The organism is Williamsoniiplasma luminosum (genome assembly GCF_002803985.1).
Taxonomy (GTDB): domain Bacteria; phylum Bacillota_I; class Bacilli_A; order Mycoplasmatales; family Mycoplasmataceae; genus Williamsoniiplasma; species Williamsoniiplasma luminosum.
Window position 1 is genome coordinate 531,034 of record NZ_CP024963.1, and the last position, 24,002, is coordinate 555,035.

The following is a 24,002-nucleotide window of genomic DNA, read 5'->3' on the forward strand; positions in this document are numbered from 1 at the left end:
TATGAAAAAATTCATTAACATATTTAAAAAACATCAAACTTCAATTCAACCTGAACCGAATTTATCATCAAATGTGATTCATGACAATGAAGATTTCAACACTTTCAGAGAAGGTTTGAAAGAAGAAAAACCACCAATCTCACCAATTCAAAAAGATGTGAAACGTAAAACCCCAATTTTTAGTCCGACATCATTTTCAACAATTAAACCAATTGTTGATGAGCTAATTAACTACAAAATTGTCTTAGTTGATTTTTCCAAATTATCACACGCTGATAAAGTGAGATCAATTGATTTTATCACCGGAGTTATGTACGGACTTGATGGTGAATACAATAAAGTGGAAAATAAAATCTACAAATTCATTACCAGAAAATAAAAAATTCACCACAAAAAGGTGATTTTTTTATTGGAAAAATTTATTCACACTTTTTTCCACATTTCCACAAAATGTGTATTACAATCTATTGTACATGAAATCACTTTCTCTAAGATTAATGGAATGGCCATGTTTTGCCTTTTTATTAACGCAAGTTGAGGTTTAAAGGTGTTATTCATAAATTAGAGGAGATAAAATGTACAACGCAGACCAAATTGCTGAATTAAATTTAGATATTAAAAATAATTTTGACAATATTTTTCCCATTGAAGATGGGTTCAAACTTCATTTTGAAGGTGTTTCTAGAATGGTTATGTTAGATCGTTATTCCCAAAAGGATGACACTCTAAAAACCTTGAAAGTTGGGGATTTAGTCATCACTGTGATTAAAAATGATCCTAATTTTCCAACTCGTGGAATTGGTCAAATCATTGATATTATTGAAAATGACAAGTATTTAATTAAAATCGAAGAACAATATCTAGGTTTTGTCTCAGACGAATTTAAAGTTGACCCAAAAATTAATAATTTAATCATTAAAGATAAAGGATCTTTAATGAAACCATTAGAACTATATTTTGAACAAATCGCAAGACGAGTTGCTAAATTTTTAGGTCAAGAAGAAGCTGAAGAAATTCAAAAAGCGTTTGCCCATGAATTGGAAAGTTTAAATTTTATTCCTGCCGGAAGAGTTTTATATGGAGCTGGTTCAAACAAACAAGTAACATTTTTTAACTGTTATGTAATGCCATATATCCACGATAGTCGTGAAGGAATTGCTCATCACCGTGAAAAAGTTGCTGAAATTATGAGTCGTGGGGGAGGAGTTGGAACTAATGGTTCAACTTTGAGACCAAAAGGGGCTGTTGCTTTGTCAGTTGGAGGTTCTTCATCTGGGGCTGTTTCTTGATTAAACGATTTATCACAATTAACACATTTAATTGAACAAGGTGGTTCAAGACGTGGAGCACAAATGATTATGCTTGCAGATTGACACCCAGACATTGTAGAATTTATTATTTCCAAAATGCAAAACGTTAAATCATTGCTTTTTGTTAAACAAAATTTTACATCTGAACATATTCAAAACGAAGTTAACAAAAAGCTTAAATTTAAAAATTTTGATGCCACTCAAAGAAAAATTTATGAAAATGTTTTACAACATAGTTCTTCATTTGATCATAAATTTGTCACTGAAGTGACCCAAAAATTGTTAAGTGGTGGTGAATATGAAGTTGTGGCACCAGAATTTTTAAGTGGGGCCAATATTTCGGTTGCTATCTCAAATAAATTTATGGACGCGATTGACAACGATCAAGATTGAGCATTAAAATTTCCAGATAATTTGGTGTTCACTCCTGAACAAAAAAGTTTTTATGAATCAGATTGAGAAAAAATTGGCAATGTTTTTGAGTGAGAAGCTTTAGGTTATCCGACAAAAACATTCAAAACCATTAAAGCTCGCGAATTATGAAAATTGATTAATTTTTGTGCGACTTATTCAGCAGAACCAGGAATCTTTTTCATTGATAAAGCCAATGAAATGACTAATGCCAGAGGTTATGATCAAAGAGTTGTCGCAACTAATCCTTGTGGAGAACAACCGTTGGCACCATTTTCAGTATGTAACTTAGGAGCGATCAATTTAGCAAATTTTGTTGATAAAAAAACTGGCCAAATTTTAGAAGATAAGTTGAAAAAAACTGTCTCAACTTGTGTCCGTTTACAAGACAATATTATTGATTTAACCCCATACTTTTTAGAAGAAAATAAAAAACAAGCGTTAGGTGAAAGACGTGTTGGAATGGGTGTTATGGGATTACATGACATGTTGATTTGAGCCGGTGTGAGATATGGAAGTGAAGCTGGAAACAAAATTGTTGATCGTGTTTTTGAAATCATCACCACTTCTGCTTATCGTGCATCAATTGCATTAGCTAAAGAAAAAGGTGCCTTTCCATTTTTGGATGATCGTCAAAAATTTGTTCAATCAGGTTTTATCAAAACATTACCTGGTGATATTGTTGATGGGATTTTAGAATTTGGAATCAGAAATTCACACTTAATTACAGTTGCCCCAACTGGATCAACTGGAACTATGGTTGGTGGTTCAACTGGATTAGAACCATATTTTGCTTTCTCATATTTCAGAAGTGGAAGACTTGGTAAATTTATGGAAGTAAAAGTGCCATTAGTTGAAAAATGATTAGCATTCCACCCAGAATATCAACATCAAAACTTACCAGATATTTTTGCTACAGCGATGAATTTAAGCCCGATTGAACATGCCAATGTGCAGTGCATTATTCAACGTTGAGTTGATTCTTCGATTTCAAAAACAGTCAATGCACCAAAAGGATATTTGGTCAATGATGTTGAAAAAATCTACATGTACTTATATAAAAATGGTGCCAAAGGTGGAACTGTTTATGTTGATGGTAGCCGTGATACACAAGTTTTATCACTTGAAAAAGAAGAAAACTTATTCAGTGAAGAATTCACAAGAAGTGGGGTTGGTGTTGTTGTTGATGATGAAGATTTCAAAGATGAAAACACAATTAGAATTGGTAACGAAGTTGGTGATACTTGCCCAGTTTGTCAATTAGGAACACTGATTGATAGTGGTGGTTGTGTCACTTGCAACAGTTGTAATTCACAAGTTAAATGTGGACTTTAATTACCAAAATTTAACCCAAAAAACATAATTTAAAAATTTGAAATCGATGAGTTTAGCTCATCGATTTCTTTATTTTCATGCTGCTATTTTAAGTCTGATTTGATTTTAAAAATCATAGATTTTTTGAATCATGATCTGATTATGTTTTTTGAAAATCTATTCTTATAAAAAAGAAAAATGCCTTTTTATCTCAACTAAAAAAGAATATAATAAAAACAAAAAAGGAGACAATAAATGGCTGAAAATTCAATATTTGCAAAAACAATGGTCAGCATGTTAAATTCACATTATTCCCCTACCGTTTATCGTCGTGAAGATGGCCAAGATATTAGATTAAACATTGTTAAAATGTTTAATCTCCATCCAACAAATTATAATTCTAATAAAAAATTAAATATTGATCCTGGTAAAGAACCAACAAATATCACCTTAACTTCCAAAGATGGTATCAAGTTAGCTGCTTCAATTTGGTTGAATGATAAAGCAACGAATAAATGAATTGTTGGTGCTCATGGTTATAATTCATCGCGTTTTGATTTCTTATATTTGGCATGACATTATCGAGAATTGGGATATAACATTATTACTTTTGATTTTAGAAATCATGGTGCTAGTGAAAATGATGCAGTTACATGAGGGTATAAAGAAAAATGAGATTTAATTTCAACAATCGAATGATTGTTGAAAGCATATAAAGTTGATGAAATGGGAATCGTGGGCACTAGTATGGGTGCTTTTACAATGAATTATTTTAATTTAACTGAACCAGAATTGATTAAAAAAGCTAACATTAGATGAGGGGTTTCAGATTCATCTTATATGTCTGTGCCCAAATTATTAGAGCGCATTGTTTATGATAATTCCCCTAAAATTTTAAAAAATTTTAGTAAAGAAACACTTAAAAATATGATGCAAATTTACAAAAAAGACCATGGTGTAGATTTGACACATCTTGATTATTTATCAATCATCAAACCCAATGAAACTCATTTTCCAATTTTGTATATTCACAATCGCGGAGATCGAATCACTAACTATTTAGATAGTTTTAGAATGTGAAATACTAAAAATAATCTCGAAGGAACTGATGTTAATGAATTAATTATTTTTGATGGTTCACACCATACAAAAGCATTAATCGAACACACTCAAGAGTACAAAGAAAAGACTTTAAATTTCGTTAGAAAGCATGAAAAAAAATAATATATGGACAAAACAATTGATCAAACTAAAAAAGAAAATTCCAATGTTTTAGTGGTGGTTCATAACCTAACTAAAATTTTTTCGCATACAGTTTGAACAATTAAAAAAGTAAGTTTTGAAATTAATCGTGGAGAAGCAATTGCCTTTGTTGGAAACAACGGTGCTGGGAAAAGTGTTCTTGCTAAATTGATCGGAAATGTGATTCAACAAACTAGTGGAATTATTGATTATTTTTTTAATGAATCAAATATTTTCAAAGCGATTGGTTATCAATCAAGAGAACAAGCTTGACCAGTTGGTTTTAAAGTCAAAGATGTGATTGCGTTATATAAAACCATTTATGAAGTTAAAGATAAAACTTGAATTGCTAAATTAATTGATACTTTTGGATTTGAAGAAATTATGGAGAAAAAACTTTCAAGTTTAGACATTTTGAGTTTGCAATTGTTTGCGATTTTTTTGGTGCTTTTATATAAACCAGAGTTAATTGTGATTGATGAATTTTCTTCTTCAATTGATTTTGAACGTAAAATGAAAATTTTAAATTTGTTAAAAGAATATAAAAATAATGGTGGAACAATTATTATTGTTCAACCTGAAGATTTTATTTTAAATGCATTATGTAATCGCATCATCACATTGAATAAAGGTGAGATGCAAGATGATTCTTCATTAAAAAACATTGTTAAAGAACATGGTTCAACGTTTGAATACATTCGTAAATTAGCCGAAGAAGCTAAAGAAAATAAACGCCGAATTGCAACTAACCACAGTTTTGAAATTTTATTAAAAAAATTCAGAACAGCTTTTGCAAATTTAGAAAATGTATATGAAAAAAATTGTGGTTTAAATGAAGATGATCATTTATTAATTCAAATTAAAAATACTTTTTATCAAATTAAAATATCTGAAGATCAATTAACTCAAACTTTTACGCAAATTTTATTACAAAAAAATGTTAATCAAGCCATCAAAAATTTAAAACGAACTTTAAAAGAATTACGCGAAACCATTATCTTTATCAAGAAACATCGAAAAACTGAATACAAGGATCCCAAATTCAAAAAAATTGAATTGGAACTTGAAAAAATGTCTAATTTTATTGAGAATAAAATTCTATTAATTTTAAAAAATGACGAGTTATTTAAAAATGAAGAAACTGAAGAAGACATCTCTTCAGCTGAAAAAAAACAATTAAAAATTTTGAAAAAAAGATACATTAAAGAAGAATTAAAAATTATCAAATTAGAACGAAAACGTGCAAAGAAAAACCAACTCTTACTTGATGATTTAGAAAATTTTGATTATGCTTTGAATCAAAATAATCAATTCGAAATTTCAGAAAATCATACAATCAAAAATGTTGGTCCAACATTAAAACATGCGCCTGAAGAAGGTGATGATTAATGAAAAAAAATCTTTTATTAATCGCTGTTTTTTGAAGGATCCAGTGAAATAATTATAAAAATGATTATGCATCAATCACCTTAGGTTTTGTGCTTACATCAATTATGGTTTTTTGTTGATTGATGTTTAAACCTAAAAACGGATTGTTCACAGCTGATCCGTTTATTCTTGCATCCGGAATTGGGATTACAACAATTAGAAATGCGCAATATAATTTATCAAATGTTTTAGGAGATTGAAGAGCAAAAAGAATTTTAACAAGATTAAGACAAACAACACTTTCAAAACCAATTGCTTTTGTCTCTGTTCTTTCTTTTAATTGATTCATTAATCTTGTGATTATCACCTTTATTTTTATCATGGGAATGATGTTTCCTGAACAACGACGTTTGTTGCAATTTGTTGATTGAAATATTTTTTTATCGGGCTTATTTTTACATATTATTTTATGTACATTATTAGGTTTTGTGCTTCAAGCTTGAACCAATAATCGTGATTTGAAACAAATTTTTTGTTTAATTGGTTATTTTGGATCAATGTATTTATTAGGTTTAGGAATTCCTTGAAAAGTAGTTGGAAATGTTCAGTGATTGAATTATTTACTTTATATTGCTCCACATAGATACACTATCACTTTAATGCAAAGTGGATGAATTGGAAAAGCTTATCCAAATTTAGAAATGCCAGTCGTTGGTGATGCTAAATGAGATCTCGGAGAGGGAAATGAATTTCCTGGAAGTGTTGATCCAAATTCATTTTTAGCAACTGAAGGTTTTGGTTTTGATCATCAATTGTGGTTAGTTTACTTGTTAATTTTTGCTTGATTTATTGTGATTATTTTAATCATTTATTGAGGATTTAAAAAAGGTAATAACTTTAATTCCAGAGGAATTAAAAGTTATCAAGGTGTCAACAAAAGAATTTTTTACATCAATCAAATTAAAAAAACTCAAACTATCAATCAATTAATACAAGTGATTGATAAAATTAATTCTGAAGCCAAATCTGAAGAAGATAAATTAAAATTAATAAAATTGAAAACCAAAACACCTAAAAAGAGGTCCGGCTAATGGAAAAATTAAACATTAAAAAAAATTTTAGAATTTTATGTTTGTTGTTAAAAATTGAAACAAAAAATTGATTCCAAGGTCCAATGAATTTAATTCTTGGGTTTGGGATAGCCTTGTATATCATGGTTTGTTGACTTGTTTTCAAAGAAGGCGATCCTTTTTTGCTTGTTTCAGGAATTTCGGTTGGAGTTATTCGAAATGGAATGTTTATTTACACGAGACATCATAATGAATATCGAGATTCTGGCATGGTTAATCGTTTGAATCAAACCTCAATTCCGAATTATATTCGCATGTTAGCATCGCTTTTATTTAATTTAATTACAACTTTGGGTGTTTCAATTGTTATGTTTTTAGTTGGAATTACTTTTTTCCCTGATCAAAGGGTATTAGCTGCCAAAGCTAATTGAGCTGTAGTTTTTACAGCATTAACTTTAGTTTGGTTGACATCTTTTGTGATGGGGGTTTTCATTTTTACCTTCTTTAAAAACTCTGTTATTTCCCAAATGATCTCGATTTTGATTTATTCAACATCAACATATTTTTTAGGTTTGGGATTTCCAATTGATGTAATTTTAAATCCTGATTATGAATGATTTGGTTACATTTTATATGCCTGACCACATCGATATGCTATCAACTTAGCCCAAGCGGGATTCGCCAATGACACAGCTAGTGGCTCGATTTTAATCATTAAAGATCTGGTCGTTAATCAAGAACGAACCATCTCAGTTAATTTTGGTTTTGATGGCAAAATTTGATTAGCTTATTTAGGTGCATTTCTGACAATTGCATTTTATGGTTCATTATCAATTATCAAAATTAGTAATGAAATTCGTTTCCACCGTAAAAATCAATATGGTTTATTAGTTATGACAGAAGAATCATCAAAATATGTGCATCAAATTAAAAATGCCAAAAACATTAATGAATTAACTAACATTTACAAAGCTCGTGATGAAGAGTTGCGTAAAATGGCTTTCAAAACAAACCAAATGACTCGCCAAATTCGTGATGAAATGCGTCTTTTAGAAGCTAACAAAAAAACAAAACACAAAGAATAGGAATGAGATTTAATGTGGTTGTCAATTTTGATTGACAACCAAATAAGACTCATTTTTATTTTATAAAAACCGCCTTGATGTTATAATATTTTAAATGTTAATTGAATAACGAGAGGATAAATATGAACAATAAATACAAAGAAACCTTGCTGCTTGGTTCAACTAGTTTTGATATGCGAGCTAGTTTAAAAGATAAAGAACCAAGCTTTGAAAAGTTTTGAGAAGAAAACAATATTTATCAACAAAAAATTATGAGCAATAAAGCTAAACCTTTATTCATGCTACATGATGGTCCTCCATATGCAAATGGTGATCTACATATTGGACATGCATTGAATAAATCATTAAAAGATTTTATTATTCGTTGAAAAAATGCAAGTGGTTACCATGCACCTTTTATTATGGGTTGAGACACTCATGGTCTTCCGATTGAAACTGCAGTTGCCAAAACTGGAGTTGATCGCAAAACCATGGATTCAGCTTCATTTCGAGAACTTTGTCAAAAATATGCATTAGGTCAAATCGAAAACCAAATTGCTCAATTCAAACGTTTAGGAATGTTTACTGATTATGAAAATAAATATTTAACTTTAATGCCTGATTATGAAATTTCTGAACTTAAACTTTTTGCAAAAATGTTTAATGATGGATTAATTTATAAAGCTTTGAAACCAATTTATTGATCACCTTCAAGTGAGTCTGCTTTGGCTGAATCAGAAATCGAATATCGTGATGTTAAATCACCAACAATTTTTGTTGCGACAAAAATTGTTGGTATTTCTAAGTTGCCAAAAGACACTCACTTAGTGATTTGAACAACCACCCCATGAACCATTCCATCAAACCAATTAATTGCTGTGGGTGAACATATGGATTATGCAATTGTTAAACCAGAAAATGACGATCGTAATTTTGTTATTGCCTCAAGTTTAGTTGAAAAAGTTGCTGAACAAATTGGTTGAACAAATGTTCAAACTCTTGATCATGTTCAAGGAACAGATTTAATTAATTTAGAATATGAACACCCATGATATGCAAATAAAATTTCAAAAATCGTTGCTGGTCATCACGTGACTGATGAAGCAGGAACTGGAATTGTCCACATTGCTGGTGGATTTGGTGAAGATGATTACATGATTGCAAAAAGTCATGGGATTGAACCTTTTGCCCCAATTGATAATCAAGGTAAATTCACAACTGAAATTATGGACCAAACTTTAGAAGGTTTATTTTATGAAGATGCCAATAAAGTTATTGGAATGCATTTACAAGAAATGAATAAGTTATTAAAACTGAAGTTTGTCACCCATCCATATCCACATGATTGAAGAACTAAAAAACCAGTTATTTATCGTGCAACACTTCAATGATTTGTCGGTTTAAACAAAGCTAAAGATAAAATTTTAAAACATGTTAATCAAATTGAAACAAGACCAAAATGAGCCAAAGAAAGACTTTATCAAGTTTTAGATGATCGCACTGATTGAACAATTTCTCGTCAAAGATTATGAGGAGTACCGATTCTTGGATTTTATGATCAAAAAGATGAATTGGTTTTAAATCAAGAAATTTTAAACCATACCATTTCAACAATTGAAAAATTAGGAATTAATGCTTGATTTTCAGAACCAGCTGACATTTTTTTACCAAGTGCTTATCAAGGCCAAGGATTAAAAAAAGAAAAAGATATTCTTGATGTTTGATTTGATTCTGGAAGTAGTGCGATTGCTTTAGAAGAAAGGTTCCCAGAATTTAAACGTCCATATGATATTTATTTAGAAGGAAATGATCAATATCGTGGATGGTTTAATGCTTCAATGATTAACTCTGTTGTTTATGATGATAAAAGTCCATATAAAACTTTAATTTCACACGGAATGACCACTGATGAAAAAGGCGGAAAAATGTCTAAATCACTTGGAAATGGAATTGATCCAATTGAATTTTCAAATACTTCTGGAGCTGACATTTTACGTTTATGAGTTGCTTCAACTGATTATACTGATGATCAAAAAATCGGCCCAGAAATCATTAAACAAGTGAGCGAAACTTACCGTAAAATCAGAAATACATTACGTTTTATTTTAGCTAATTTAGCAGATTTTAATCCTGAAAAAGATTATCAAAAAGACTTGAGTAGTGTTGATAAATATTCTTTACACAACACAACAATATTTAAAAATGCAGCTTTTAAAGCTTATGATAATTATCAATTTAATGCGGTTTATAATTTAACAATCAATTTTGTGACTAAAGATTTATCATCATTTTACTTAGATTTTATTAAAGATATTTTATATGTTGAAGGTAAAAATAGCGTGAGAAGAAAACAAGTTCAAACAGTTTTATTTGAACAATTATGAGCTTTAATTGATGTTTTACGACCAATTTTAGTTCATACAATCGAAGAAGTTTATCAAAATTTACCATGAACTAAAAATGAACTTTCAGTTCACTTGTTAGATAATAAGGTTTTAAATAAATTAGAATCAGACAGTTTTATCGAAACATGAAATCAAATTTTAGATTTAAAAAATGATGTTAACAAAGCTTTGGAAGAAGCTAAAAACAATCAAATTGTTTCTAAAAGTTTTGAAGCATTAGTCGAATTAGAATTGAAAGATGATTATCAAAATCTATTAGATTTTATTGATGTCCAAGATTTAGCTCAAATTTTTATTGTTTCAAAAATTGAATTGAAAACAAAAACAAACGATTTTGTTGAATATAAAAATTCTTGAATCAACATCAAACCACGAAATGGTGAAAAATGTCAAAGATGCTGAGCAATTTTTGAAACATTAAAAAACAACGAACTTTGTGAACGTTGTTTTGAAGTAGTTGATCAAAATCAAGGAGCAGTATGTGATTAAATGTTGCTGGAAAATTAAGGCATTATGAATATCAATGAAAATTTAAATTGTTAGTTTGCTTACCAATATTTTTGGTTTTGGTTGCTATTGATTGAATTTCAAAAGGCTTAATTACAACATACATGGTACAAGGTGAAGAAAAAGAAGTTATTAAAAACTTTTTATTTTTTCATTTTGTAATTAATCCCGGGGCCGCTAAAGGAATGCTTGATGGTCAACCGATTCTTGTCATGACAATCGCAACAATTCTAACCGTGTTTATGTTCACGGCAATCATTTTTACAACTGATAAAAAATGATTAATTGGTTTCACGATTTTTCTATCCGGAAGTTTTGCTAATTTATTAGCACGTGCTTGAGCACCGATGATTAGTGTTGGTGAACATGAAGGAGTGATGGGTGGTGTTGTCGATTTTATCAAAATTAAATGATGACTTTTTGGTGATTTCATCATGAACATAGCAGATGCATGAGTAAGCATCTCGATTGGTGTTTTAGTTTTATGTGTTTTAATTGACATCATCAAAATGTTTGTCAAACCAAAAGCAAAAGATGTTCAAGACCAGAGCATTGTCACAATTGAAATTAATACTGGAACAAACGAAACTCAAACAACCGTTAAAACTGAAGGGACTATTGATGCAAAATCAAATAGTAAAAGGAAAGAAAAAGTATGCAAAAAACCAAAATCATTGAAGCAAAAGAAAACCACAAAAGATTAGATATTTTTTTAACAGAAGAACTGAAAGATGATTTTGATTTTTCGCGTTCTATGGTGCAAAAAATCATCGAAAAAGGCAATGTCACTATTAATCAAGAAGTCGTCACAATCGCTAAAAAAACAATCGAACCAAATGATATCATTGAAATCATTATTCCAGAACCTGAATCAACTGAAATTGAACCTGAGAAATTAGATTTAAAAATTGTTTATGAAGATCAAGATTTATTAATTATTGATAAAGAAAACAACATGGTTGTCCATCCTGGGGCTGGAAATAAAAGCGGAACTGTTGTTAATGGTTTATTAGGACAAATGCAAAATTTAAGTTCAATTGGTGGGGTGGAAAGACCAGGGATTGTCCACCGTTTGGATAAACAAACAACAGGTCTTTTGATTGTTGCAAAAAACGATAAAACTCATCGATTACTAACTCAAATGTTAGTTGATCATCAAATTTATAAAGAATATATTGCTTTGGTTTGAGGTGAATTTGAAGAAAACGAAGGAGTGATTGAAGCTCCAATTGGAAGACATGAAAATGATCGCAAAAAAATGAGTGTTACTCACACCAACTCGAAATATGCTAAAACTTCTTTTAAAGTTTTAGAACGATTTAATAATGCTACTTTATTACAATTATCAATTGAAACTGGCAGAACTCACCAAATTCGTGTGCATTTAAATTTCATTAAACATCCTGTGATCAATGATCCTGTTTATGGTCGTAAAAATGAAAAACCAACTGCTTTTGGCCAATATTTGCATGCTGCTAAATTAATGTTTATTCACCCAATTACAAAACAAGAAATAAATATCAATTCCCCTCTGCCAGAAGAATTTAATGTTATGATTAAAAAAATGGAAGAGGATAAATAATGGCAATAATTTACAAAAATATTAAAAACTCCTTAACTAATTTCTTTTTGAAACAAGAAAATTACAAAAAAACAATTAATCTGAAAAGTAATGCAATTTATTTCTATTCTTCAGCTAATTCAATTAATGTGATCAAACTATCTGATTCAAAAAATGAGGATGATAATGATTTATTTTTAGAAGACTTGTTGAAAAAGATGAAAAGTTCAATTCATCATAAACCATCTTTTTTGAATTTGGTTGTAAATGAAAACTTGACAAATGAATTCAAAAAAGATGAAGATGGAAGTTTAGAAATTATTGGAAATTTTGAATTTATCAAAGAAAAACTTCAAGAGTTTTTTCCAAGCATTATGAACATTAATGCTGAAAAAACTGGAATGTTTTCGAAAAAACCAGATAAAGAAAAAGATGATGACGATGGTGTTGGTGAATTTGATACAGAAAAAATCACTAAAACTATTTCAACCTTACTTGCTAAAGCAGCACCGAATAAAATCCTGTTTACATGATTTTGTTTAGCGGTTTCTGTTTTAGTTCCAATTGTCTGATTTTCACTTTCAATTATGTATCACATCAATAAAGAGTTAAACTGAAATAGCCCCCCATTTTTTGGAATGGCCACTTTATTTTCTGGAGGAACAACAGTTTCACTAACAATTGATGGTGGTCAATGATGAAGAATTTTTACTTATGGTTTTGCAATTGCTGGAACCGATATTATGACCAATCTTATTGTGACAGGATTTGGTGCAGTCGCACTTTATTCATCATTAAAATTTGCAGAAATCACAATCAAAAAATGAAAATTAATCTTTGTGCTAATTCTGGGTTATGTAATTACGGGTTTTTTTAGCACAGTTATGTTGCAAGGTGCCATAACAGGTGGGATTTTAAATATCGCCGCAATTACAATTGGAATGTTGATCATGAGTGTGGCATCAGATCCCAAAATCACATCAAAATTTATCAAAGCCAAAATGATTTGACCAATTATTCTTTTAATTTTTATTCCTTTTATGATCAACCCAAGTCTTGAATTATATTTTGCACTTGGAGTTGGTTTAGTTTCAGGAACAGTTTTAATGGCTTTGGTCATGGCTGTTGATAAAAAATCAACAATCACTAGTGTTGGATCTTTACTTGTTATTTTGACATTAATTATTGTCCCAATTATCTTTATTTTTGTTCGACCATATACAGAACCAACTGACCCGACTGTCTTACAAACATTACAAGTTTATATTAAAAATAATATGCTTTCTGCGAGTGACGCAGATGCGATTGTTGCCAAAATTGGCTGAGATCGCCATTTCTGAAAATAAGGATTTAAGATGAAAAGAAAAGAATATTTAGATTGAAAAACGTATTTCATGATTGTGGCCAAAGCATCAGCGATGCGAAGTAAAGACCCTTCAACTCAAGTTGGAGCAGTGGTTGTTAACCATTTACAACAAATTGTTTCAACAGGGTACAATGGTTTTCCACGAGGAATTAGTGATGATGAATTTCCTTGAGCACGTGAAGGTGAATTTGTTGATACCAAATATCCATATGTTGCTCATGCTGAATTAAATGCAGTTGTTGCTTCAAGAACTGATTTAACTGGTTGTGAAATTTATGTGACACTTTTTCCATGCAATGAATGCACTAAAATTTTAATTCAAGCAGGAATTTCTAAGATTTATTTTATGGAAGATAAATATGCTGATCAACCAAATATCATTGCTTCAAAACGCATGCTTGATGCTGCAAAAATCACTTATGAATTATTACCAAATTTAAATATTGAAATTTCGATTAAAGATTCAAAATAGGATGCAAATCCTATTTTTATTTTGACCTAATTAAAGGTATAATTTAATAATGATAGTTAGAGGAGAAATATGAATTTCGATAAAAAAAACAAAGATTTTTTAGAGTGAATCAATAACCCTTCCTTAGATCAAGAATTAAAAAATTTGTTGCAAAATGCAACAAATGAAGAATTGAATGCAGCATTCAATCTTGAATTAGAATTTGGAACAGCTGGTATCCGAGGTGTTCTTGGTGCAGGTCCTGGGAGATTTAACTCTTATACAATCAAAAAAGTAACAATTGCTTTGAGCAAATTGTTAATTCAAAAATACCCAAATAGATTAAACGATGGAGTGGTGATTGGACATGATAACCGCCACAATTCAAAATCGTTTGCTCAATTGGTTGCTGATGTTTTAACTAGTTTTGGTATCAAAGCTTACCTGTTTAAAAACAATGAAATGAAACCAACACCGTTGGTTTCATATGCGACTAAAAAATTAAATGCAATTGCTGGGGTTGTGATTACAGCTAGTCATAACCCAGCTGAATATAATGGGTATAAAATTTATGATCCATTTGGGTGTCAATTGATGCCAGAAGACACTGACGTGATTGCCATGGAAATGGACAAAATTGCTGACATCTTAAATTGAACATTTGAAAAAAATGATGCGTTATTAACAATTGTCAACGATCAAGTGATCGATGATTATGAAAAAATGATTGCTGATTTACAATTTTATCCAAATGAAGTTGCAAGCAAAAAAGCTGTTAAAATCATTTTTTCAGCCGTCAATGGAACTGGAACAGAATTTACTCCAGTCCTGCTGAAAAAATTTGGTTATGATGTAATCGAAGTTGAAGAACATGCCTTTGAAGATGAAACTTTCAAAAATGTTGGAAATCCAAATCCTGAATTTGAACCAGCATGAATCATTCCGTTGGAATATGCTAAAAAACATGATGCAGATATAATTATTATTAATGACCCAGATGCTGATCGCATCGGAATTGCAATTAAACATGATGGTCAATGAGTTAGATTAAATGGGAATGAAACAGGTCCATTATTAATTCAATGAAAATTATCACAACAAGCAAAATTTGATAAATTACCAAAAAATCCAGCTCTTTATTCAAGTTTTGTCACTTCAGATTTAGGTGATCGTATTGCCCATGAAACTTACGGAACTAAAATTATTAAAACCTTAACTGGTTTTAAATGAATGGGTGATGAAATTGCCAAAGAAGCCGAACGCGGATTAAATTTTGTTTTTGCATATGAAGAATCTTTTGGTTATGTTTTAGACGCATCAACCAGAGATAAAGATGGAATTCAAGCAAGTATTGTGATTGCTGAAGCATGTTGATATGCAAAAACAAAACAAAACAAAACCTTAATTGATGTCTTAAATGATATTTATGACCAATATGGTTTCTACTTTACAGATACTGTCAATTTAAATGTTAAACCAGAAGAAAAAGCAATCAAATTAGATCCAATTATGGATAAATTAAGAGCGAATGGTTTAAAGGAATTAAACAACTTAAAAGTTGTTAATTCTGAAGATTACATCAATGGATTGCATAACATGCCAGGTCAAAATTTAATGAAATTTTATTTTGAAGATGGATCATGATTTGCTGCTCGTCCATCAGGGACAGAACCAAAATTAAAAATTTATTTTGTTGTTGTTGATAAGAATCAACAACAAGCTCAAAATAAACAAACCAAAATGTGAAATGCGCTAAAAGAAGCATTATCATTAGATATATAAAAGGAGAAAATAGAATGCCAACACCACATATCGAAGCCAAAAAAGGCGAAATTGCAAAATTCGTTTTAATGCCAGGAGATCCATTACGGGCAAAAGTAATGTCTGAAAAATTTTTAGAAAATCCTAAACTTGTTAACAAAGTTCGTAACATGTTTATGTACACAGGAACTTACAAAGGAATGGAAATTACTATTGCTGCATCAGGAATGGGAAACCCTTCAATGGGAATTTATTCATACGAACTATATAATGAATATGGTGTGGAAAATATTATTCGAGTTGGAACTTGTGGAGCTTACAATAAAGATTACCGACCTTATTCAATTTTCAACACTAAAGATTCATTTGGAGAATCACAATTTGCTAAAATTGTAACTGGTAAAGATGAAGCAATTCTTCCAGCATCAAAACAATTGTATGATGCCATTAATCAAACTGCTGAAGAATTGGGAATTCCGATGCTTCACGGAAGAGCACATGCGAGTGATGTTTTTTACAGAAGTGATGACTCATTAAAACTTGCCCAAGAAAAACATTTAGATGTTGCTGAAATGGAAACATATGCTTTATTTGCAAATGCTCTAAGATTACAAAAACAAGCCGGAGCACTATTTACAGTTTCTGACAACATTGTAACTGGTGAAGTGACAACGAGTGAAGAACGTCAAACTAAATTTGTGAAAATGTTTGAAGTTGCTTTAGAAACAGCTCTAAAATTCAAAAAATAAAAAAATAAACGATAAAAAAATTGGATTTCAAATCCAATTTTTTTTAGTATTTTTCAGTGTTTTCTTGGCCATTAACAATGGCCACACCACCACTTGTGCCTAAACGATCAGCTCCAGCTTTGATCATGTCAATCGCATCTTGATAAGTACGAACTCCACCACTGGCTTTAACTTTAGCAGCATCACCAACTGTTTTTTTCATTAAGCTCACGACATGAATGTTGGCACCATCAGTACTAAAACCAGTTGATGTTTTAACAAAATCAGCTCCAGCTTCAACACTTAATTGACAAGCTTTAATAATTTCAGCATCACTTAGTAAACATGTTTCTAAAATAACTTTTAAAACATGTCCAGTGCTTGCTTGTCTAACAGCTTTGATATCATTTAAAACTAACTCGTAGTTTTGATCTTTCATTGCTCCAACATTTAAAACCATGTCGATTTCAGTCGCCCCATTTTTTAAAGCATTGGTAGTTTCACAAGCTTTGGTTTCACTTGTTGATGCACCTAATGGAAATCCAATCACAGTTGTAATTCCAACATTTGAACCTTTCAAAAGTGTTTTTGCTTGAGCGATGCGACAAGGATTAACACAAACTGTTGCAAAATCATGTGCGATTGCTTCTTTGCAAATTTTTTCCACATCAAGTGCTGTGGCATCTGCTTTTAACACTGTGTGATCAATATATTTATTTAATAACATTTTTTATTCCTCTTCTTTAATTTTATTATGAATTTTAAAAAACTCCAAAGATGTTTTTTAAAATTCAAATGCTAGTTGTTCATCATTTGATAATGAATCAACAATTTTTAAGTCCTCAAAAATTTTCATTTGTGTTTGAGTAATTTGAGTTCTGTTTTTCAAGTCTTGAACTGAACTAAATTGTTGAACTTTTCGAGCATCAACAATTGATTCAGCAGCCGTCTCACCAAGTGAATCAATCACATTGAAAGGTGGGTATAAAATTTTGTTCCCATGTTCATCAATTTCAATTAAAAATTTGGTTGATAATGATTTGTTAAAATCAATATTTTCCATTTTAACTCCTCTTGATAGCATTTCCATTTGAACTTCAAAAGTTGTGATTAAATCATTTTCTTTAGCTGTTGTTTCTTTCTTAGCAGCTCTCACTTCAAGTTCTCTTAATTTTTGAACAATTGCATTATAACCAAGTAAACTTGTTTTTAAATCAAAAGCATTAGATCTGGTTGAGAAAAAGATTGCATAATATTCTTCAGGATAATAAATTTTATATCAGGCAATTCGATATGCCATTAAAACATAAGCTGTTGCATGTGCTTTGGGGAACATATATTTAATTTTTTGACATGATTCAATATATCACTCAGGAATTTTATAAGCGCGCATTTCTTCAATTCAAGCTGCTTTTAAACCTTTTCCTTTACGAACTGATTCCATAATATTAAACGCCAGTGATGGTTCTAAACCAAGGCGCATCAAGTAAACCATAATATCATCACGACACCCAATCACAGTTGAAATATTGGCCAGACCATTTTTGATTAAGTTTTGAGCATTACCCAATCAAACATCAGTTCCATGTGATAAACCAGAAATTTGCACCAAATCTGCAAAAGATTTGGGCTTAGTATCGCGCAACATTCCACGCACAAATTGGGTTCCAAATTCTGGAATTCCAATCGCCCCAGTGGTTTCATTATTGATTTGATTTGGGGTGATATTTAAAGAATTTAAGTTTGAAAATAAAGCATAAACTTTTGGATCATTTGTTGGAATCGTCACAGGATCAACTCCTGTTAAATCTCGCAACATTTTTAAGGCAGTTGGATCAACATGACCTAAAATATCCATTTTTAATAAGTTATCGTGAATTGAGTGGAAATCAAAATGCGTGGTTTTTCAAGTACTTTTATTATCATCTGCTGGAAAATTAACTGGTGTGAAATCTTCGATTTCAAACTCTTTGGGCAAAATGATAATTCCCCCAGGATGTTGTCCAGTCGTTCTTTTAACCCCAGTGGCTAAACTTGCTAAGCGTTCAATTTCAACCCTTCTTGGTTGTTCAATTTCAGTGTGTTCTTCTAAGAAATTTTTAACATAACCAAAAGCCGTTTTATCAGCAACTGTTGAAATTGTTCCGGCTCTAAAAACATTGTTTTCACCAAACATTTCTTTGGTGAAATTATGTGCTTGAGCTTGATATTCACCTGAAAAATTTAAATCAATATCTGGAACCTTATCCCCATCAAAACCTAAGAAAGTTTCAAATGGGATATCATGCCCATCCCCGATTAATTGAGTGTTACATTTAGGACAATTTTTAATTGGTAAATCATAACCACAATTATATTCTGGTGGTGTTTCAAAATTAGAATATTGGCAATTTAAGCAACGATAGTGAGCTTTTAAAGGATTAACTTCAGTAACATTACTTGCTCATGCAACAAAGCTTGAACCAACACTTCCACGACTTCCAACAAGATAACCATCATTGATGCTTTTTTCAACTAATTTATGAGAAATTCAATAAACAACAGCAAAACCATGTTTGATGATTGAGTTTAATTCTCGTTCTAATCGGTCAGCAACAATTTTAGGCAGTGGATTTCCATAAGTTTTTTCAGCAATTTCATAACATTTATCTTTTAATAACTGATCGACATTTTCAATTTGTGGGTCAAAAGTTCCACTTTTGACCGCTTCAATTCCATGATCAACCATGTCAGCAATCTTGTTGGTGTTATTGATCACGATGTCTTGTACTAATTGCTCATCATTTAATCATTCAAATTCATCAAGCATTTCTTGAGTAGTACGTAAATGTTGGTCTGGATAATCTTTAACACGTTTTTTAAAATCATATAAGGGATGGTTAACACCACCTAAACCTTTTGAATTAATATAAATTTCACGAATCAGTTTTAATTCAGGGTCTAAATAATGAGTATCACTTGAAGCCACCAGTAATTTATTATTTTTTAAAGCGGCTTCAATAATAATTTTGATTGTTCTTTGTAATTCTTGGAGATCCAAACTATCATTTTGCAATAAATTTTTATAAACACTAATTGGTTGAATTTCAACATAATCATAATCTCTGATTTTTTCATCAAGTCTTGCTAAAGTATTGGTTCTAGCCAAATCAAAAATTTCACCATTGGCACAACTTGTTCCAATTAATAAATTGCCCTTGTCTCTTAAATTTAATAATTCTGACTTAAAAATTTTGGGTGATCCCATTAATGATTCTGTATGGGTGTAAGAAATTAATTTGTATAAATCTTTTAAACCAGTTTGATTTTTAGCAAGCACAGTTGCATGATATCCACGAGTTTTAGTGAAGTTAGTATTAGTTTTTTTATCAATCGGATTGATCATGTTTCAGTCTTGATCAGTGATTATATCATGCATTTTTTTGGCATCGTTTCAGATGTGTTCATAAACATCAATCAAAATATCTGCATCATAATCAGCACGGTGGGCATCTCGATCATCATAAATAATTCCAGTTTTTTTAGCAACCGTTCCTAATCGATAATTTTTTAAAGTTGGATAAACTGATCTGGCAATTGATAATGTATCAATAACTGTGTTTGTAAGTTCAGGATAACCAAGTTTTTGAGCATAAGAATTCAAAAAATTAAAGTCAAAACTAGCGTTGTGAGCAACCAAAATTCCATCTTTGATCAAGTCATAAATTGTTGGAAAGATTTCTTCGATTGTTGGCTTATCTTCTAACATTTCATCAGTGATACCAGTTAATTCTTTGGTGAAAGCTTTTAATGGTTTTTCAGGTTTAATCAAATAATCAACACGTTTACGTTCACCGTTTTTGTAATTATAAACAACAGCACCAAATTCAATGATTTCATCAAATTCAGGACTCAGTCCTGTGGTTTCTAAGTCAAAAACCACAAATTTAGCTTCTTTTAATTTGATTCCAGTTGGGTTTTTGACATATCAAAGTTCATCATCTAAAACGGTGATCTCTGATCCATAAATTAATTTTAATGGACTTTTATTTTGTTGATCACGTTTTTTATTAACGCTTTTGATTGTGGCAAAAGCGTCCGGAAATGATTGCACATTTGTGTGATCGGTGATTGCTATGGCTGGTCAATTTCATTTGTCTGCACGTTTGATGTAATCACTAACATCACTCACCCCATCCATCACTGACATCTTAGTGTGAACATGTAATTCAACTCGTTTTTTTTCAGCATTGTCTTCTCTAATATTGGTTTCGCGATTAATTTTTTGAAAATTATCAATCGCAAAAATAGTTTCATTATCATATTGTGAAAAACTTGTTCGACCTTTAAGAGCAATTCAATCTCCTGCTTGAATGCGATTTTGACGATATGTTTCAACATCAGGACTATTTTGTTCATCTTCAGTCATTGGATCTAATAAATTAATTCCCTCATCTTTGGCAAAATAAATAGCCTTAATCGAAGTGTTGTGGTCAGTCACGTTTAAAGAATAAATTTTTCTTCCTGTTTTAGAAATTTTAATATTCATGTTCATGATTTGAGCATGAATCACAATATTATTCGCATTTTCTTCAAGGTCTAATAATGAACTATAGCTTGGAGTATCTAATTTTGGTCCAGCAAATGTGCGAAAAGAATTATTATTGAATGTTTTGACTTCTTTGGCATTTTCAATTTGGTTTTGTTGTTGTCTTTCTTGAATTGCTAATTGCTTGAAAACCTCTTCTTGCTGGGTTAAAAAATCTTCACCAGGTTCAATTAGATTGGAAATAATATCAAGTTCGGCAAAACCATATTGACGCATTTTAGCACTTAAATATAAGATTTCTGCTTCCACAACTTTTTGTTTACTCTTTGAATCAACAACAATTTCAAGTTGCTGATTTGCTTCATTGAAAGTAGCATATTTTGGTTCAATAAATTCTCAAGTTGAAGTTTTAATTGTTGCTTTTTCAGTCTTAATAAAATTAATATATTCTCAAATCAAGGTTGGATCATAATTGGCAATTAATGTGTTAATTTGGATTTTGGTTTTGACTTTAGCATTTTTAAATTTATCATCTAATTCTTTAATTAAAGCAATGGGTAATGTTTTTTCAACTTGAATGGTCAGATAGGCTTTTTCTTTAACTGTGGAAACAGAAATGTTTCCTAAAATACAAGCATTATTAAAATGGATCAAATCATTTTGATCGATTTTAATATCTAATTTTTCAAAAACTAATTTTAATCTTTGTTCCATAAAACCTCCCAGTTTTTAAATAATTTGAATAATGATAAATATAAAAAAGAAAACAAAAACAAATGAATCTAAGCGATCTAAGATGCCTCCATGAGCAGGGATCACACTTGAAAAATCTTTAATATCAACAAAACGTTTTAATCAACTGAACATTAAATCTCCGATTTGTCCAAGAATAGAAATCAGTATACTAAATAAAGCAATTAAAATTCCTCCAGCAGCCATTGATAAGTTTTTTACACTTTGAAAATCAATGTAAAAAGGTCCAAACTCTGGGGCGAAATAAAAGGGAAAGATTGCAATTAGAATTCCAGTGACTGTTCCAAAAGCAGTTCCAATTAGTGCACCTTCTAAACTTTTTTTAGGACTAATACTTGGAGCAAGTTTTGTTTTACCAAACTTGCTCCCACCTAAATAAGCGAAAGTATCTGAAAAAATAACAATTGCTCAAATTCAAATCAATGTAATAAATCCATATTTGGCACCGTTATCAAACATTGTTAATCCAATTTCACTAAACGCTTTAAATCCAAGAATGATGACAAGTGAATACGCAAATAGAAGCAAAGCATTAATTTTGGCGTGTTTTGCTTTGGTAAATAAACTAAAGATGCAAATCATGAATAAATAAGCAAAAAGAATTGCTAAAGTAAATCATCATCCAAACCATTCGTCAACTTTGGCATCATCATAAATAATATTCTTGTTAATAATTGTAAAAAAAGGAAAGTAGAACAAAGTTAAAACAAAAATAATAATTGGGATTTGCATCCATACTTTTTTATAACCAAGACTTTTGGCTAACTCATAAATGATGGCAATAATTAACAAAACTCCAAGCCCATAAAACATATAACTAGTAATGCGTGGATTAATTTCTCATCCAAATTTTCCAGCTTCAGTTGATAAGACGGAAAACATAATATAAAAACAAACAAAGATGACGATAAAGACTGAGGTAATCACCCTAGTTTTTAAATCTTTTAATTTATTTTGGCTTGTATTAATTGTTTTTACTTCTTCTTTATTATGAGTTTTTTGCACAAAACCGCTCCTTAAACTATGTTTAATTCTACCATTAAAATGGGTCAAATAAAAAAGTCAATTTTAATTGACTTTAATTAATTTTCTTGGAGAAGTGGTTAACATTTCATATCCATTTTCAGTGACAATCAAATCATCTTCGATTCTCACTCCACCAATCCCAGGAATATAAATTCCTGGCTCAACTGTAATCGTCATTCCTGGTTGTAAAATTGTTTGAGATAATGAACTTTCATATGGTTCTTCGTGAATTTCAATTCCTAATCCATGCCCAAGACCGTGATCAAAATATTGACCATAACCTTGTTCATCAATATATTTTCAAACCGCACGATGAATATCTCCAGCATTTTGTCCAGCCTTCACCATGCTAATTCCTAAACTTTGAGCTTCATAAACGATGTTGTAAATTGTTGCTAATTGTGGGTTATTAAATTCGTTTCCCATCAAAAATGTTCTTGTTTGATCAGAGGCATAACCATTGTAAAAACAACCCATATCCAAAGTCACTAATTCACCCTCAACAATTTTTTTATCAGTGGGAACAGCATGTGGTTTGCTTCCATTAACTCCACTTGCCACAATTGTGTCAAAACTTAATTTATCAGCATCATGTTTTAAAAATGCATCAGAGACAAATCTTGCTAATGCTTTTTCAGTGATCCCGGGTTTAATTCAACCTAAAACATCTTCATAAACTTGATTTGTGATTTCACATGCTTTTTGAATTTGTTTGATTTCTCATTCATCTTTGACCATTCTTCATTTTGAAGTATCAACTGGTGTTAAATCATCAATTTTTAATTGTTTTTTAAAATTTAAAACTTCTTGATATTTTAATCAGTCTGCTTCAAACCCAATTTTACTAATTTTTTCTGCCTTTAAAATATCACTGATTCGATTTCAAATATTTGGTCCAAATCCTTCTAAAACATCAATATTTTGTAAATCTGTTTTTTCGCGAGCCATCGTAATATAACGTGAATCTAAAAATAAATAGGTTTTATTTTTAGTCACTAAAAGATAACCCATTGAACTATGGAATCGTGAAAACCAATATCTATTTTCTGGTGAATAAATTAGAAACGCATCTAAATTATTTTCCTTCATACATTGATTTATAATTGCTTTTTTATTCATAAACAAAATCCCCTTTGC

The 24,002-nt window shown here is 30.5% G+C and carries 17 protein-coding genes; 13 read left to right on the forward strand and 4 right to left on the reverse strand.

What is annotated here, in order from left to right; all coding sequences use genetic code 4:
• Nucleotide 1 precedes the first annotated feature (1 nt).
• The 13 genes from sepF (at nucleotide 2) to deoD (ending at nucleotide 16,579) form a co-directional block, all read left to right on the forward strand.
• Entirely contained in the window at nucleotides 2–379 is a 378-nt protein-coding gene (sepF, locus tag ELUMI_RS02255; protein WP_025734367.1) for a cell division protein SepF, read from the forward strand.
• A gap of 196 nt (nucleotides 380–575) precedes the next feature.
• Nucleotides 576–3,056 (forward strand): vitamin B12-dependent ribonucleotide reductase, encoded by a 2,481-nt coding sequence (locus tag ELUMI_RS02260; RefSeq protein WP_025734366.1) that lies wholly within the window; start codon nucleotides 576–578, stop codon nucleotides 3,054–3,056.
• Between the two features lie 234 nt (nucleotides 3,057–3,290).
• On the forward strand, nucleotides 3,291–4,259 hold the full coding sequence (locus ELUMI_RS02265) for an alpha/beta hydrolase (protein WP_025734365.1): 969 nt from the start codon (nucleotides 3,291–3,293) through the stop codon (nucleotides 4,257–4,259).
• A 3-nt stretch (nucleotides 4,260–4,262) separates the two neighbouring features.
• Nucleotides 4,263–5,666 carry an ATP-binding cassette domain-containing protein gene (locus tag ELUMI_RS02270; protein WP_025734364.1) on the forward strand — a complete coding sequence of 468 codons (1,404 nt, stop codon included), beginning with the start codon at nucleotides 4,263–4,265 and terminating at the stop codon, nucleotides 5,664–5,666.
• Nucleotides 5,666–6,736 (forward strand): hypothetical protein, encoded by a 1,071-nt coding sequence (locus ELUMI_RS02275; protein ID WP_025734363.1) that lies wholly within the window; start codon nucleotides 5,666–5,668, stop codon nucleotides 6,734–6,736. Before ELUMI_RS02270 ends, ELUMI_RS02275 begins: the two co-directional genes overlap by 1 nt.
• Nucleotides 6,736–7,800 (forward strand): ABC transporter permease, encoded by a 1,065-nt coding sequence (locus tag ELUMI_RS02280; protein ID WP_025734362.1) that lies wholly within the window; start codon nucleotides 6,736–6,738, stop codon nucleotides 7,798–7,800. Before ELUMI_RS02275 ends, ELUMI_RS02280 begins: the two co-directional genes overlap by 1 nt.
• A 122-nt stretch (nucleotides 7,801–7,922) precedes the next feature.
• Nucleotides 7,923–10,673, forward strand: a complete 2,751-nt coding sequence (gene ileS / locus ELUMI_RS02285; protein ID WP_025734361.1) for an isoleucine--tRNA ligase — start codon at nucleotides 7,923–7,925, stop codon at nucleotides 10,671–10,673.
• The gene (locus tag ELUMI_RS02290; RefSeq protein ID WP_025734360.1) at nucleotides 10,664–11,395 is read left to right on the forward strand and encodes a signal peptidase II; all 732 of its coding nucleotides are present in this window, start codon (nucleotides 10,664–10,666) and stop codon (nucleotides 11,393–11,395) included. The genes ileS and ELUMI_RS02290 overlap by 10 nt, the downstream gene beginning before the upstream one ends.
• On the forward strand, nucleotides 11,347–12,273 hold the full coding sequence (locus tag ELUMI_RS02295; protein WP_025734359.1) for an RluA family pseudouridine synthase: 927 nt from the start codon (nucleotides 11,347–11,349) through the stop codon (nucleotides 12,271–12,273). Before ELUMI_RS02290 ends, ELUMI_RS02295 begins: the two co-directional genes overlap by 49 nt.
• The gene (locus ELUMI_RS02300; RefSeq protein ID WP_025734358.1) at nucleotides 12,273–13,598 is read left to right on the forward strand and encodes a hypothetical protein; all 1,326 of its coding nucleotides are present in this window, start codon (nucleotides 12,273–12,275) and stop codon (nucleotides 13,596–13,598) included. Before ELUMI_RS02295 ends, ELUMI_RS02300 begins: the two co-directional genes overlap by 1 nt.
• 9 nt (nucleotides 13,599–13,607) lie before the next feature.
• A complete protein-coding gene (locus ELUMI_RS02305; RefSeq protein WP_025734357.1) occupies nucleotides 13,608–14,090 on the forward strand; it encodes a deoxycytidylate deaminase in 483 nt (160 codons plus the stop codon).
• Between the two features lie 69 nt (nucleotides 14,091–14,159).
• The gene (locus ELUMI_RS02310) at nucleotides 14,160–15,851 is read left to right on the forward strand and encodes a phospho-sugar mutase (protein WP_025734356.1); all 1,692 of its coding nucleotides are present in this window, start codon (nucleotides 14,160–14,162) and stop codon (nucleotides 15,849–15,851) included.
• Nucleotides 15,852–15,865: 14 nt separating this feature from the next.
• Nucleotides 15,866–16,579: a purine-nucleoside phosphorylase gene (gene deoD, locus ELUMI_RS02315; RefSeq protein ID WP_025734355.1), complete on the forward strand. Its 714-nt coding sequence runs from the start codon at nucleotides 15,866–15,868 to the stop codon at nucleotides 16,577–16,579.
• Nucleotides 16,580–16,622: 43 nt separating this feature from the next.
• On the opposite strand, the gene deoC is transcribed toward deoD, so the two are convergent.
• The 4 genes from deoC to ELUMI_RS02335 form a co-directional block, all read right to left on the reverse strand.
• Nucleotides 16,623–17,285, reverse strand: a complete 663-nt coding sequence (gene deoC / locus ELUMI_RS02320) for a deoxyribose-phosphate aldolase (protein ID WP_025734354.1) — start codon at nucleotides 17,283–17,285, stop codon at nucleotides 16,623–16,625.
• Nucleotides 17,286–17,342: 57 nt separating this feature from the next.
• Complete coding sequence (locus ELUMI_RS02325) at nucleotides 17,343–21,800, reverse strand: PolC-type DNA polymerase III (RefSeq protein WP_025734353.1); 4,458 nt, start codon at nucleotides 21,798–21,800, stop codon at nucleotides 17,343–17,345.
• Nucleotides 21,801–21,815: 15 nt separating this feature from the next.
• Entirely contained in the window at nucleotides 21,816–22,844 is a 1,029-nt protein-coding gene (locus ELUMI_RS02330; RefSeq protein WP_025734352.1) for a phosphatidate cytidylyltransferase, read from the reverse strand.
• A 63-nt stretch (nucleotides 22,845–22,907) separates the two neighbouring features.
• Nucleotides 22,908–23,984 (reverse strand): M24 family metallopeptidase, encoded by a 1,077-nt coding sequence (locus tag ELUMI_RS02335; RefSeq protein ID WP_025734351.1) that lies wholly within the window; start codon nucleotides 23,982–23,984, stop codon nucleotides 22,908–22,910.
• Nucleotides 23,985–24,002 lie beyond the last annotated feature (18 nt).